11 protein-coding genes are annotated in these 13,607 nt (G+C 56.0%); all 11 read right to left on the reverse strand.

Going from position 1 to position 13,607, the window contains the following annotated elements; all coding sequences use genetic code 11:
* Positions 1-2 precede the first annotated feature (2 nt).
* The 11 genes from hemC to ispG all read right to left on the reverse strand — a co-directional run bounded on the left by hemC (position 3) and on the right by ispG (position 13,531).
* A complete protein-coding gene (gene hemC / locus D3H35_RS07940) occupies positions 3-929 on the reverse strand; it encodes a hydroxymethylbilane synthase (RefSeq protein ID WP_119148566.1) in 927 nt (308 codons plus the stop codon).
* A 62-nt stretch (positions 930-991) separates the two neighbouring features.
* A complete protein-coding gene (locus D3H35_RS07945) occupies positions 992-1,648 on the reverse strand; it encodes a precorrin-2 dehydrogenase/sirohydrochlorin ferrochelatase family protein (protein WP_119148567.1) in 657 nt (218 codons plus the stop codon).
* A gap of 19 nt (positions 1,649-1,667) precedes the next feature.
* A complete protein-coding gene (gene ccsA, locus D3H35_RS07950; protein WP_119148568.1) occupies positions 1,668-2,489 on the reverse strand; it encodes a cytochrome c biogenesis protein CcsA in 822 nt (273 codons plus the stop codon).
* 87 nt (positions 2,490-2,576) lie between these two features.
* A complete protein-coding gene (hemA, locus tag D3H35_RS07955) occupies positions 2,577-3,989 on the reverse strand; it encodes a glutamyl-tRNA reductase (RefSeq protein WP_119148569.1) in 1,413 nt (470 codons plus the stop codon).
* 696 nt (positions 3,990-4,685) lie between these two features.
* Positions 4,686-5,084, reverse strand: a complete 399-nt coding sequence (speD, locus tag D3H35_RS07965; RefSeq protein WP_119148571.1) for an adenosylmethionine decarboxylase — start codon at positions 5,082-5,084, stop codon at positions 4,686-4,688.
* Positions 5,085-5,463: 379 nt separating this feature from the next.
* On the reverse strand, positions 5,464-6,054 hold the full coding sequence (locus tag D3H35_RS07970; protein WP_119148572.1) for a non-ribosomal peptide synthetase module: 591 nt from the start codon (positions 6,052-6,054) through the stop codon (positions 5,464-5,466).
* A gap of 154 nt (positions 6,055-6,208) precedes the next feature.
* Positions 6,209-6,853, reverse strand: coding sequence for a ribosome biogenesis GTP-binding protein YihA/YsxC (gene yihA / locus D3H35_RS07975; RefSeq protein WP_119148573.1), 645 nt, complete (start codon positions 6,851-6,853; stop codon positions 6,209-6,211).
* Between the two features lie 19 nt (positions 6,854-6,872).
* Entirely contained in the window at positions 6,873-9,308 is a 2,436-nt protein-coding gene (gene lon, locus D3H35_RS07980) for an endopeptidase La (protein WP_119148574.1), read from the reverse strand.
* 239 nt (positions 9,309-9,547) lie between these two features.
* The gene (gene lonB, locus D3H35_RS07985) at positions 9,548-11,341 is read right to left on the reverse strand and encodes an ATP-dependent protease LonB (RefSeq protein WP_378124852.1); all 1,794 of its coding nucleotides are present in this window, start codon (positions 11,339-11,341) and stop codon (positions 9,548-9,550) included.
* Positions 11,342-11,915: 574 nt separating this feature from the next.
* A complete protein-coding gene (locus D3H35_RS07990; RefSeq protein ID WP_119148575.1) occupies positions 11,916-12,410 on the reverse strand; it encodes a PCYCGC motif-containing (lipo)protein in 495 nt (164 codons plus the stop codon).
* A complete protein-coding gene (ispG, locus tag D3H35_RS07995) occupies positions 12,410-13,531 on the reverse strand; it encodes a flavodoxin-dependent (E)-4-hydroxy-3-methylbut-2-enyl-diphosphate synthase (protein ID WP_119148576.1) in 1,122 nt (373 codons plus the stop codon). The genes D3H35_RS07990 and ispG overlap by 1 nt, the downstream gene beginning before the upstream one ends.
* Positions 13,532-13,607: the final 76 nt, after the last annotated feature.

Below are 13,607 nucleotides of genomic sequence, written 5' to 3' on the forward strand. Positions count from 1 at the left end.
GCCTATTCCCTCGCTTCCGCCAATATCCGATCGGCTCCTTGCCCGATGAGCGCTTCCGCTACGGTGCGCCCGACCGAGACAGGATCTTGACCTTGAAAGCTTTCGCGCAATATGCGCAAGCCGTCCGGCGAAGCTACCATGCCGGTCATCTTGACTTGATCTTCCACAACTTCCGCGAAGGCTCCGATCGGCACCTGACAGCCGCCGTTCAGCAAGCCGAGAAACGTCCGCTCCGCGGTAACCGCCTGCCTTGTCGCATCGTCATCGAATCGGGCAAGCAGCGAAAGCAGCTCTTCGTCGTCGGCTCGGCATTCGACCGCAAGCGCGCCCTGCCCAACGGCAGGCAAGCAAACCTCAGGAGGTACGTAAGCCGTTATCCGGTCTTTCCAGCCCATTCGATGCAGCCCTGCCGCAGCCAGCATAATGGCGTCGAACCCTTCTTCCGTCAGCTTCCTTATCCGTGTGTCGATATTGCCGCGAAGCGATTCGATCGCAAGATCCGGACGAAGCGCCTGCAGCTGGGCTCCGCGCCGCAAGCTGCTTGTGCCGACCCGCGCTCCTTGCGGCAGCTCTTCGACGGAACGCGCCGTCAGGCTGACGAGGCAATCCCTGGGGTCTTCCCGCTCCGGTATGGCGCCGATAACGAGTCCTTCGGGCAGTTCGAACGGCATGTCCTTCATGCTGTGAATGGCGCAGTCGATTTCCCCGTCCAGAAGCGCCTGCTCGATCTCTTTCACGAACAGACCTTTGCCTCCAACCTTGGACAGCGTTACGTCCAATATCCGATCGCCTCGCGTTACGATCTTTTTGATTTCGAATGCAAACGGCAGTCCGGCTTGCTCGCAGATAGCCGTAAGCTTATCGATCGTTTGTTGCGTCTGCGTCAGCGCCAAGGCGCTCTGCCGGGTTCCGACAACGATAGTGCGCATGGATGATTCCTCGATTCTTTGGGGTATCTTCAAGCAACAAACGGTCCGGCAAGAGCGGCCGCTTATGCGGACTCCGACTCCCCGGCTCGTTCTCTCAATCTAGCTATAAGCTTATCCGAATCGACCGGCCAATCGCCTGTCCGCCACTCCTCCAGAGCTTCCTCGGTTACGGCAGCCGCCAGCAAACGACGACGCTCCGACCGATCGGACACGCTTGCTTTCACGATGGTTCGAATATGGCGCAAGCGGCTTGCGTAGTCCGAGTAGGCTTCTCCGTACCGCACCGCCAATTCTCCGGCTATGCGCGCCGCCAAAGCGGGCCCAGCGCCGGAAGCGCTCGCAGCCAGAATCAGCTCGCCCCGGCGAACAACCGCCGGAACGATAAAATCGCCGCTCTCGCCGTCATCCGCCACGTTCGCCAATCCGCCTGCCTTTCGCGCCGCCTCCGCCATTGCCCGGTTCGCTTCCGGGAGGCTCGTTGCCGCAAATAGCAATGCAGCTCCCTGAACGTCCGTTTCCTCCGCTTCCCGACGGCGCCATTCGATACGACCCTCGCTTGCGAGTCGATGCAAGCCCTCCGTCAGCCGAGGCGACACGACGCATACGCTCGCTCCGGCTTCCAACAGCCCGTTCGCTTTGCGTTCCGCCACCGGTCCTCCGCCGACGACCACGCATCTTTTTCCGGTCAAATCAAGCAATATCGGATACCATGCGGCCATCGGCAATCGAGCTCCTTCCCTACATCCAGCTGTGAAAAGAAGACAACGAGCTGGAAAAAAAGTCCGCAATTATAAGCGCGTATCCCGACAAATTCCACCAAGCCAGCCGAGAACCGTCATCCTTCAACGCGGCTCTCCTGAGCAAGTAAATGATGTACAATGCCGCCGCTGCGTACGATAACAACAGCTTCTCGTCCAGCAAATTCCCGTATCGTCCTTCCGCGAGCAACGCAGCCGTCCCCGTCGATAACGACAAGAACAAAAGCGGAACGCCGATCAAGCCGGCTCGATAGGAGTAACGGTCGATCAGCTCAAGTCCCGGCATTCGACTCATCACGTGCGACCATTGCTTGCGCTTTAATCTGCCGTGCAGGAACAAATACATTCCCGACAGAATGGCCGCCACCGTCAACACCGCGAAGGCAACGACGATAAGCGAAACGTGAACGATCAGCAGACGGCGCGCCGCTTCGTGGGAAGACAGCGTGATCGCATTGTCCGGACGCTGGATCAGATTTAGCGCCAGCACGGCGAAGCCTACGGCGTTCACCAGCAGCACGAGGAGATCGGCCCGAATCCACTTGTTCAATATGAACGAAGCGGAGACGAGCAGCCACGATACGAAAAACAAATACTCCCTAATCGTTAAGGCCGGTTCCGAAAACTGTCTGATTAGCAGCATGAGTAGAAAAGCCGTCTGAAGAACCCATACGAAAACAAGCAGCCCTGTTCCCATCTTTTTCGCCGTCCGATTGCCGGAAGCGGCGTCGGATACGAAAAAAAGCAGGCTCAGGGCGTAAATGTACAAAATGGCGTCTGTCAGCCAATCTTGCGTTATCATGGGAGCAGCTCCTCCCGTATCCCATGCGCACCCCGTCTAATCCATCTTCTGTTGCCGCGCCGGGCAAGCGCCCGCAAGGCTGATTTATCACCTCATGGCGCCGGCCAGCTGATTAAGCAAGTGCTCGACATCGCGAAGGACGGAAGAAGAGTGCTTCTCCTCGGCTTTGACGGCGACGACCGATTCTTTGCGAGCCAGCTCCTCGGCCTTCGCTTCCGTACGAAGACGGTCAACGTCTTCCTCCAGGGAGAACAAATCGACGAACAGGCTCATCGCCTCGTCTCCGCGCTTTTCCGCGGCGAGCTCTTTGATTCGAAGAATCGGATCATGAATGACTTGGGTTACGATGCTTTTGGTTAATTTGCGAATCACTTTCGCTTGTCGTTCATCGAGCTCCGGCAGCTTGCGGAACAAGCTTTCCATCGTGTTCTCGTGCACGGCGGCCGCTTTTTCCTGAAGCGCCCGGATCAAGGGGCTGACGCCGAGCGTCGCGAACCATTGCCGATAGGCTTCTTGCTCAACGACTATCATATCCTCGATTATCGAAGCTTCCTTGCGGCGCTGAGACAAGTTCGTCTCCACAATTCCTTCCAGATCGTCAATATCGTAAAGGAACACATTGGGAATGTCTCCGCATGCCGGATCGATATCGCGAGGCACGGCGATGTCGATCAGGAACAAAGGCTTTTTCTTGCGTCTTGCCATGGCGGCTTCTACCGTCTTGCGATCCAATACGAAGCGTTGAGCTCCCGTGCTGCTAATTATGATATCGGTCTCGTTCAATCGGTCCAGCGCTTCTTCAAGGCCCAGCGCCGTTCCCTGAAACTTGACGGCAAGCTCTTCCGCGCGCGCGACCGTACGGTTAACGACCAGAACCTTCTTCGCACCGTTCGCATGCAAATGCTGGGCGGTCAGCTCGCTCATCTTGCCCGCGCCGAGAATCATGACCGTCTTGTCGTCGAAACGTCCGAAAATGCGCTTGCCGAGCTCGACAGCCGCGTAGCTGACCGATACGGCTTTCTCGCCGATCGACGTCTCCGAATGGGCGCGCTTGGCTAGCGTAACCGCCTGCTTGAACAAACGGTTGAACATCGTGCCCGTTGCCCGCTCTTCTTGAGCGAGCAGGAAGGCGTCGCGAACTTGACCGAGAATTTGCGTCTCCCCGAGGATCATCGAATCGAGCCCGCAAGTAACGCTGAACAGATGCTCGACCGCCCGATCGTCCTCGTACATGTACAGATGCGGATTGAACTGCTGACGCGGAAGCTTGAACCATTGCTCCATGAAGGAGCGGATAAAATGGCCGCACAGCTGCTGCCTGTCTACGACAGCGTATATTTCCGTTCGGTTGCAAGTCGCCACGATGACGCCTTCGAGAATACCCGGCGTCTGCTTCAGCCCCTTCAACGCGGCCGGCATATCGCTGTCCGATAAGGCGAACTTCTCGCGAACCTCGACTGGGGCTGTGCGATAGTTCAAGCCTACGACGATCAAATGCACGGGTAATCACTTCCTCTCCGGTCATGGTGTGGACTTGCACATTCAACGATTATTATAGCATAGTTGCTTCGCAGGGTTCACCGCAAATTTGAACAGTTTTTGAAAATGCGCAGCCTTGTCCGGCACCGCTGCCGATCGTTGAAGCGTCGCGAGTTGCGGCATGTCCTGCACCGTGAACCATTCGCATGGGCGCTTTCTTGTCTAACACCTATAATTGTCAATAAGGATCATCGCTATTCCACTGCTGCAAGACCGAAAGCGATGCCGTTGTACGCGTCGGGCAATCGGGCGTTGCGTCTCGGCTGCCTGACGGGCCAGTTAATTAACTGCAATAGATACAACTATTCATCCTGTAGAGTCGCGCCGCTCGGATTGAACTGCAGAAAGTACCGTTATTTTTTGCCATTTCAGAGCTGGACGCCAAAAACGCTCTAAGTAAATGCACCTTCTGCAGTTAATATTGTTTGAACACCGATCTAATATCAAAATAAAGATATGTTTTACAGTTGAACATCAGGCTTTTCGCGCTGCTGTTTGCCATATAGCGTATCCAAATGGTGCAGAATTTCCTTTTGCAGCAATGAAGAACAAGCCGCGCATATCAGCAGCTTAAAACCAGCCCTCAAATAGTTATAGGTCCTAACATATTCAAAAAGCCGACGCTTTCGCGTCGGCTTCGCTCGCATACCGCTATTATCAAACCAATTCGACTTGCTTCATCTTCGGCTCTTCGACTTGAAGTTCGCCGAGGCCGCGCACAAGCTTCTTGGCATAAGTGCGTTCCGGCTTGAGTACGCTAACCAGGTAGTCGATAGCAGCTTGCGGATCGACCGTCTCGCCGCAGGTGTAGCAATCGATCGCGGCAAAACCTTTCTCAGGATACGTGTGAATGGAGAGGTGACTCTCCGAAAGCAGTACGAGAACCGTCGCGCCTTGTGGCTCGAATTGTTGTGCTTGAACCGAGAGTACCGTGGCTCCGCAGGCTTCCGCCGCTTCTACCATGTGAGCTTGGAGCAGTTCTGCGCTGTTCAGCATATCGAAGCTTACTCCCCAAGTGTCCACCGCAACATGCCGTCCGAAAGTTGAATATTCCATCTTCCGGTTCCCCCTTCCTAGGAATAAAATTGTGAAACTGATTTCATCCGCTAGGACCTACGTCATTCACTACCCGAGGGAATTTGCTCATTCATCGCATTCCTTTGAGTGAATCCTGGTTCCTATTGTGTTGTCAACGAAACTAAAAATACCATCTATCCGCCCGAATTGCAATAGTTTTTTTTGGATAGGCGGAATGCTTGGAATCCCGCGCCGCGGCTAGGAAACGCAGCCATGACTTTACAATCCGCGCCATGCCGTACCGTCAAAGCTTATGCGGGGCGGTTGCGGGGCGTGAGCCCGATTCGTGAGCGTCCGAAAATAATAAAGAGGAGAGCCGTCTTCCGGCTCCCCTCGAATAAAGGCGTACAATAGCAATCTAGGCTTCCAATGCGAACAGCAGGCGGCTGTGATACTTGAGCCGCTCGTCAATCTCGCGCACTTGCGCGCTGCCGACCGACTGATTCCGAATGTCGAGCAGTTCGTTGACCGCGTTCTTTATTTTCCTAATCTCTTCTTCGACGAAGACAAGCTTGAACTGATGCTCCAGACGACCGATCGTATCCGAATATTCGAACACGGTTCTGTACTCGGCGCCTTTGCATTCCACGATTCGGACGACGGCTCCCGCCATGTAGTGGTAAACCATCGTAAATCCATGGTAAATCCGGTTCACAACCGCGTCGCCTTTGAAGAAGGAGACAAGCTTGCGAAGAGTATTCGTCAGCTTAGGCTGGACTACGCGGCACGACAGCACGCATCTGTACCTTCCGTTGGAGCGCTCGAACGTGAGGCGGATCGTCTCGCCGCCGGCATCGTCGTCAAGAACGACTTCCTGATTTCCGTTATCAAGCACGAATACTTGCATTCTAAGAAGTTGCGTTTCGCATAAGGACAGCAATTTCGGCATTTCGGCTTCCGTCAAATTAAAATTCGCGTTGACATACTCCGTGGCTACCCGATGAGCCATAAAATCTACCCCAATTCCATTTTCTTGCGGATTGTAATTCTTTGTTACCCACCTTTATTATACGATAATCACGGCCGCGTTTCCTGCTGTCCGTTCTCGATTTTCCCGCAAAAAACCCGCAAAAAACGAAATTTCCCGCCTTCTCGCCGGAACTTTACCCGTTATCCTCTGTTTCCTGCATGACTTTAGCGGGTTCTGAGGGGGACTCGGTCTCAATTCCGCAAGCTTGCGCGATGATGCTCCATAATTCATCCCTTCCCATGCCGGTCTCCGAAGAGAACAAAACGAGCGGTACGTGACCGGGCATGCGAAGACCCGTACGGATAATTTTAGCATGCTTTGGCCATTGGCTCTTCGAGATCTTATCCGCTTTCGTGGCGACGACGCACATCGGAAATCCATAATGCGCCAGCCACTCGTACATCGCGCAATCTTCCGCGGATGGCGGATGGCGCAAATCGACCAGTTGCAACACTAAGCGGAGCGGCTTGCGTTCCCGCAAAAACCGCTCCACCATCTTACCCCACGATTGGCGCTGGGATTTGGATACTTTCGCGTAACCGTAACCGGGAAAATCAACGAAATACATCTCGCCGTTAATCCGATAGTAGTTCAGCGTCTGGGTTTTGCCCGGCTGCGCGCTCGTGCGGGCCAAATTCCGGCGCAGCAGGAGCTTATTGATAAGAGAAGACTTGCCGACGTTGGAACGTCCTGCAAGGCATATTTCCGGCAATCCGTCGACGGGACACTGGTCCTCGCCGACGGCGCTAATGACGAATTCGCTGGTTTTAATTTTCATGACTTTCGATAATCTCCTGTCAATGGGTGCCGAGCGGCGGAACGTCTTCGGCATCGGATTCCGCGGCTGCTCCGAGAGGCGGCATATCGTTCCGCTCCTCTTCCGCAGAGTTGGCAGCCTGAGCCGGCAGCGGATCGGACAATGCATGTCGCAGCACTTCGTCCATATGGGCCACCGGAACGAACGTCAATTCGTTGCGGACGCTCTCCGGAATGTCCTTCAGATCCCTTTCGTTATCCTTCGGCAGCAGTATTTTGCGAATGCCCGCTCGGTGGGCGGCAAGCGATTTCTCCTTGAGCCCTCCGATCGGCAGCACCCTTCCCCGCAGCGTAATCTCGCCGGTCATGGCGACTTCGCGGGATACCCTTAAATTGGTCAACGCCGAGATAAGAGCGGTAGCTAGCGTAATGCCGGCGGAAGGGCCGTCTTTCGGAATAGCTCCTTCCGGAATATGAATATGAACATCGTTCTTCTCATGGAATTGCGGATCGATACCGAGCTCCTTGACGCGGCTGCGCGTGTAGCTGAACGCCGCCTGAGCCGATTCCTTCATGACGTCCCCGAGCTGGCCCGTCAGCGTCAGCTTGCCCGTACCCGGCATGACCGTTACTTCGATGACGAGGGTGTCGCCTCCGACTTCCGTCCAAGCCAGACCCGTCACGGCGCCGATCTGGTCTTCCAGCTCGGCCATGCCGAACCGGAACCTTGGAGGTCCCAGCAGTTCCTTCAGCTTCGGCAGGTCGACGACGATCGGAGCTACGTCCGGATTCGTTACGATTGCCTTCGCCGCCTTCCGGCAAAGCGATGCGAGCTGCTGCTCCATGTTGCGCACCCCGGACTCCCGGGTATATTCCCGAATCAAGGATCGCAGCGCCTCCGGCTTGACATCGAGCTGCTCCGGCTCAAGACCGTGATCGCGCTTCTGCTTGGGCAGCAAATGGCGCTCGGCGATTTGTTCCTTCTCCAGCTCCGTGTAGCCCGGAATCGAGATGAGCTCCATCCGATCGAGCAGCGGACGCGGAATATTGTGCACGACGTTCGCCGTCGTCACGAACATGACGTTGGACAAATCGAAAGGCATCTCGACGTAATGATCGCTGAACGTATTGTTCTGCTCGGGATCGAGCACTTCAAGCAGCGCCGAAGCTGGATCTCCCCGAAAATCCATCGCCATCTTGTCGATTTCATCCAGCAGGAATACCGGATTTTGCGTGCCGGCGCTCTTCATCCCTTGAATAATGCGTCCGGGCATTGCGCCGACGTACGTGCGCCGATGGCCGCGGATTTCCGCTTCGTCCCGCACGCCCCCGAGCGAGATGCGAACAAACTCGCGTCCCAGCGATTTGGCGATCGAACGAGCCAGCGACGTTTTGCCGACGCCGGGCGCTCCGACGAGACAGAGAATCGGCCCTTTCATCTTTTTGACGAGCTTCTGAACGGCCAAATATTCGAGAACGCGCTCTTTCGGCTTATCAAGGCCGTAGTGCTCCTCCTCCAGAATAGCTTCGGCCTTGGCGATATCCAGGTCATCCTCAGTCATCTTGCTCCAAGGAAGGGCAAGCAGCCATTCCACGTAATTGCGGATGACGCCTCCCTCGGCCGACGCTGCGGGCATTTTCTCCAGCCGGTCGATTTCCTTCTCCACCTTGGCGTGAATCTTCTCGGGAAGCTCCGCCTCGGCCAGCTGATTGCGCAGCTCCTCGACTTCTCCCGCCCGGCCTTCCTTCTCGCCAAGCTCCTTCTGGATCGCCTTCATTTGCTCGCGAAGATAATATTCCTTCTGGGTTTTTTCCATCTGCTTCTTCACGCGTTGGCTGATCTGGCGCTCCAGCTCCAGCACCTCGCGCTCGTTGTTCAGCAGATCGAGAAGCTTCTCGAGACGCGGACGAACCTCGACAGTCTCCAGAATGTCCTGCTTGTCTTTGATCTTGAGCGAAAGATGGCTCGTTATGACGTCCGCTAGACGGCCCGGCTGTTCGATGTCCGCGACGGCGGCCATCGTCTCGGGGGTCACTTTCTTGGAAAGGTTGATATAATGCTCGAACTGGCTCAATACGGCGCGCATGAGCGCATCCAGCTCGGAGTCGTTCGTTTTCCCTTCGTGCAGCTCGCGCGCAAGCACCTCATAGAAGTTCTCGTTCGGCAAATACTGCTCGATCTCCGCCCGCATGACGCCTTCCACGAGAACCCGGATCGTTCCGTTCGGAAGCTTCAGCATCTGACGGACTTTCGCAATCGTTCCTATTTTGTAAATATCGTCCTGCGTCGGCTCCTCGATGTTGATTTCCGACTGGGAGCACAGCAGGATCATGTGATCGTCGATCATGCATTGTTCCAGCGCTTTGACCGACTTCTCCCTGCCCACATCGAGATGGAGCACCATGCTGGGGTAGACGAGCAGCCCGCGCAGGGGCAGCAAAGGGATAGAACGGCTTTTCGGTTTGCCCGAACCCATATGGACGGCACCTCCCTGACTGATCTGGAACGCGAATCGAATACTTCGTCATTGTACCAAATGTATCCTTCCGCCGCAAAACGGACAGTCGAACGGGGCCGTCTCCTTACCCTTTTGCGGAGAGACAGCCCCGTTAATGCGTGTAAAAGCTTATGAAAGTTTCGAGCGAACGACGGATGTGTCCGACGGTCAGCGGTCTCGATCAACAGCCGCAGCCGGCAATCGCTCTCGGCCGATAGTTATCCCGGCGCCGTCACACCCGCTCCCGATCCCGCACTCGGACCGACCGTTCCCTCGCGCCGATGAGGCTGCGGCGAATCGCCGGATGCCGAGTCGGTTCCAAGCGTCATTGCATGCATGACGGACACGGCTGCATAAGTTTCGGGAGCCTGTTCGGCTTCGACTGCGGTTGGATTGCGTACATCGGTAAATGCGGTCTCGTGTTGATCTCCGAACACATGGCGGAATACCTCGTCGATGCGATCTACCGGTACGACCTTCACGCCTTCCAGCCCCTCGAAAATCGCTTGCCAGTTCTCTTTCGGTATCAGCACCGTATTCGCGCCGGATTGAAACGCCGCCTCCACCTTGGCCACAACGCCGCCAACCGGCTTCACCTTGCCATGGATGCTCACTTCGCCCGTCATCGCCAGCTTATTGTCGACCGGCCGCTTCGTAATTGCCGACGCAATAGCTACAGCCATTGCGATTCCGGCCGACGGACCATCGACTGGAGAGCCTCCCGGAAAGTTGATATGCATATCAAAATTTTCGGGGCGCAATCCGGTACGGCGCAAGACGGTCAGTACGTTATCGACGGAGCCTTTCGCCATGCTTTTCCGCCGAAGCGTTCTCCCGCCGCCGCCCAGCTCTTCTTCCTCTACGACGCCTGTTATGGTGAAGCGGCCTTTGCCCGGAACCGTCGGCAGCGCCGTCACCTCGATTTCAAGCAGAGCGCCCATGCTCGGTCCGTAAACCGCAAGCCCGTTAACGAGGCCGATTTGCGGCTCCGTCGGCACTTTGCGGTCGGGCCGGGGAGGCAGTTGGCTGCTGTTCACTACCCACTCGATGTCCGACGCCGCGATTCCTTCGCGGTTTTCGCTCAATGCCAGCCCGGCCGCAAGCTGAATGACGTTTACGGCTTCGCGTCCGTTCGTTGCATAGCGCTTGACGACCTCGACCGCATCTTGCTGAGGCTGCAGTCCGATTTTTACAATCGCGTTTTCCGCGATTTTGCCGATTTCCTCGGGCAGCAGCGGGCGGAAATACACTTCCATGCAGCGGCTGCGCAGAGCCGGAGGAAGATCGTTCGGAGACCTCGTCGTCGCGCCTACCAGCCTAAAATCGGCGGGAAGCCCGTTCTGAAAAATGTCGTGAATAAACATCGGTATGTTCGGGTCTTCCGCATGGTAATAGGCGCTTTCGAGAAATACTTTGCGGTCTTCGAGCACCTTCAGCAGCTTGTTCATCTGAATCGGATGCAGCTCGCCGATTTCGTCGATGAACAGAATTCCGCCGTGCGCTTTCGTAACCGCCCCAGGCTTGGGCTGCGGAATTCCCGCTACCCCCATCGCCCCAGCGCCTTGATAGATCGGGTCATGAACCGATCCGATCAAAGGATCGGCGATTCCCCTCTCGTCGAACCGAGCCGTCGTGGCGTCGATTTCGGTAAACTTCGCCTCCGAACGGAATGGAGAGAGCGGGTTTTGCTTCGCTTCCTCCAGAATGACTCTCGCTGCCGCGGTTTTTCCCACGCCCGGAGGGCCGTAGACGAGCACATGCTGAGGATTCCCGCTGCATAGCGCGGCTTTCAGCGCGCGCAGCCCTTCCTTCTGACCGACGATGTCCGCCATCGATGCGGGCCGCGTCTTCTCGGAAAGCGGCTTCGTGAGCGAGATGGAGCGAAGCTTGCGAAGCTTGTCCATCTCCTTGCGGGATTCGCGGTCGACGGCGCTTCGGTTGCTTTTCTGGTTGCGCAGAAGGTTCCAAAAATAAATCCCGATAACGACGGCGAAAAACACCTGTACGATCATTAATATGGTGCCTAGAGTCAAGTTCGATCTTCCTCCCCAAACCCGCTTCATTCCCAAAACAAAAAAATCCGGTAATCGGGCTATACTTGGTAGTATTGCCCGATTATCGGATTATATAGTCATAGACGTTTTCAATTGTCTTTTTCGCCATTAGGCGGTTGTATGAGAGCACGTACCACTGTTGCACGGTTCCCCGCGATTTCGCCGAATGTATGGGATCTCGTACCACTGTTGCACGGTTTCCCCCGCGATTTCGCCGAATGTATGGGATCTCGTACCACTGTTGCACGGTTCCCCCGCGATTTCGCCGAATGTATGGGATCTCGTACCACTGTTGCACGGTTCCCCCGCGATTTCGCCGAATGTATGGGATCTCGTACCACTGTTGCACGGTTTCCCCCGCGATTTCGCCGAATGTATGAGAGCACGTACCACTGTTGCACGGTTCCCCCGCGATTTCGCCGAATGTATGGGATCTCGTACCACTGTTGCACGGTTTACATGCGTTTTCGCCGAAGAATGTATGGAGCTTGTCCCAATTGCCGGTTGCCGCCAGCGCCGGTTGCGATCCCGATCAAGCTTGAGGCATCGGCGTGTCCGTCGGCTTGGCGAATCCGCCTTTGCCGTACTGGGCGTCAATGTATTGACGAATCTCAAGATGAGATTTGCCTTGCTTCGAGAGCTCCGCAGATTGAAGAGCTATGTTCAGGCAAGTCATGCACCGGGTGCCGTGATCGTCCCAGACGACAGTTCCGTCCTCGCGAATTTCGTGGATAAAGCAGCTCAGATTGCTCTTATGACCCGCGCTCTCGCCGCAGCCGCAGTAGCAGGGAATCCACTGAAGAGTATCGCTCAGCGTGCCCGCCACTTGGTAAGCGAGCTGAATCTCCTTCCGCTGATCGCTCAGGAACGCCGGAAGCTTCTGCACCGAGGCCGTCGTTTCGCGCAAATCTCCATTAGCGGCATGCTCGGAATGCGTCTCCGAATTTCCTCCGGCGCTCTTGCCGCAAGCCGCTGCGACGAACAAAAAAGCGGCAACCGTGAACAACCAGAACAGACGCCTCTTCATCAGGCTCCCGCTCCGGCGCCGGCTCCGTGCTTGCGCCCCGGAATTTCGCCAGTCTCGGTATATACCGCTACAATGTGATCGATTTCCTTTTTCAGCTCACTGACGAGCTCGGCTTCAGGCACTTTGCGGATCATCTCGCCATAGCGGAAAAGCATGCCTTCGCCGCGAGCTCCGGCAATGCCGATGTCGGCTTCCCGCGCTTCGCCGGGACCGTTCACCGCACAGCCGAGCACGCTGACTTTGATAGGAACCTTCAGCTTCGAGATATACTCTTCCACTTCGTTCGCGACCGAGAACAGATCGATATCGAGTCTGCCGCAAGTCGGACAAGAAATAAGCGTCGGCGCGTCGGTAATGAGTCCGAACGTCTTGAGCAGCTCCCTGGCAACCTTGATTTCCTCTACCGGATCGGCGCTAAGCGAAATACGCAGCGTGTTGCCAATGCCCGCATTCAAGAGGACGCCGATGCCTGCAGCGCTCTTTACCGTGCCGGAGAACAGGGTTCCCGCTTCGGTAATGCCCAAATGAAGAGGATATTTAATGACTTCCGCAGCTTTCGTATAGGCGGCGATTGCCATCGGAACGTCGGAAGCTTTAAGAGAGACGATAATGTCGTGAAAATCGAGCTCCTCCAAAATGCCGATGTGGAACAACGCGCTTTCCACCATCGCTTCGGGAGTCGGATAACCGTATTTCTCCAGCAGATGGTTTTCCAACGAGCCCGCATTGACGCCGATCCGGATCGGGATTCCTTTCTCCTTGCAGGCTTTGACGACCGCCTCCACTTTCTCTCGGCGGCCGATGTTGCCCGGATTGATCCGAACTTTATCGATTCCGTTCTCAATGGCTAAGAGAGCCAGACGGTAGTCAAAATGAATATCGGCCACGAGAGGGATCGAGATCTGCTTCTTGATCTCCTTGATGGCCTCGGCGGCTTCCTTGTTGTTGACCGTTACGCGAACGAGCTGACAGCCCGCTTCCTCCAGGCGCTTGATCTCCGCCACGGTAGCCGCGACGTCCGCCGTCTTCGTCGTGCACATGCTTTGAAGAATGACTTCGTTGTTGCCGCCGATCGTCAAGTTCCCCACTCGGACGGGCACGGTGTCGGTACGCTTGAACATACGTATTTTCTCCCCCACATACACGGAATCCACCCCAGCCTTCGCAAGCGGCACCGGCGTCCCGGAAGGACGAAGG

Source organism: Cohnella faecalis, from assembly GCF_003570905.1.
GTDB classification, from domain to species: domain Bacteria; phylum Bacillota; class Bacilli; order Paenibacillales; family Paenibacillaceae; genus Cohnella; species Cohnella faecalis.

Excerpts from the sequence above, each read along its gene's own strand:
- ispG (WP_119148576.1), bottom strand. The coding sequence starts at position 13,531 with ATGTTCAAGCGTACCGACACCGTGCCCGTCCGAGTGGGGAACTTGACG.
- speD (WP_119148571.1), bottom strand. The coding sequence starts at position 5,084 with ATGGAATATTCAACTTTCGGACGGCATGTTGCGGTGGACACTTGGGGA.
- D3H35_RS07990 (WP_119148575.1), bottom strand. The coding sequence starts at position 12,410 with ATGAAGAGGCGTCTGTTCTGGTTGTTCACGGTTGCCGCTTTTTTGTTC.
- yihA (WP_119148573.1), bottom strand. The coding sequence starts at position 6,853 with ATGAAAATTAAAACCAGCGAATTCGTCATTAGCGCCGTCGGCGAGGAC.
- lon (WP_119148574.1), bottom strand. The coding sequence starts at position 9,308 with ATGGGTTCGGGCAAACCGAAAAGCCGTTCTATCCCTTTGCTGCCCCTG.
- D3H35_RS07970 (WP_119148572.1), bottom strand. The coding sequence starts at position 6,054 with ATGGCTCATCGGGTAGCCACGGAGTATGTCAACGCGAATTTTAATTTG.
- D3H35_RS07945 (WP_119148567.1), bottom strand. The coding sequence starts at position 1,648 with ATGGCCGCATGGTATCCGATATTGCTTGATTTGACCGGAAAAAGATGC.
- lonB (WP_378124852.1), bottom strand. The coding sequence starts at position 11,341 with ATGATCGTACAGGTGTTTTTCGCCGTCGTTATCGGGATTTATTTTTGG.
- ccsA (WP_119148568.1), bottom strand. The coding sequence starts at position 2,489 with ATGATAACGCAAGATTGGCTGACAGACGCCATTTTGTACATTTACGCC.
- hemC (WP_119148566.1), bottom strand. The coding sequence starts at position 929 with ATGCGCACTATCGTTGTCGGAACCCGGCAGAGCGCCTTGGCGCTGACG.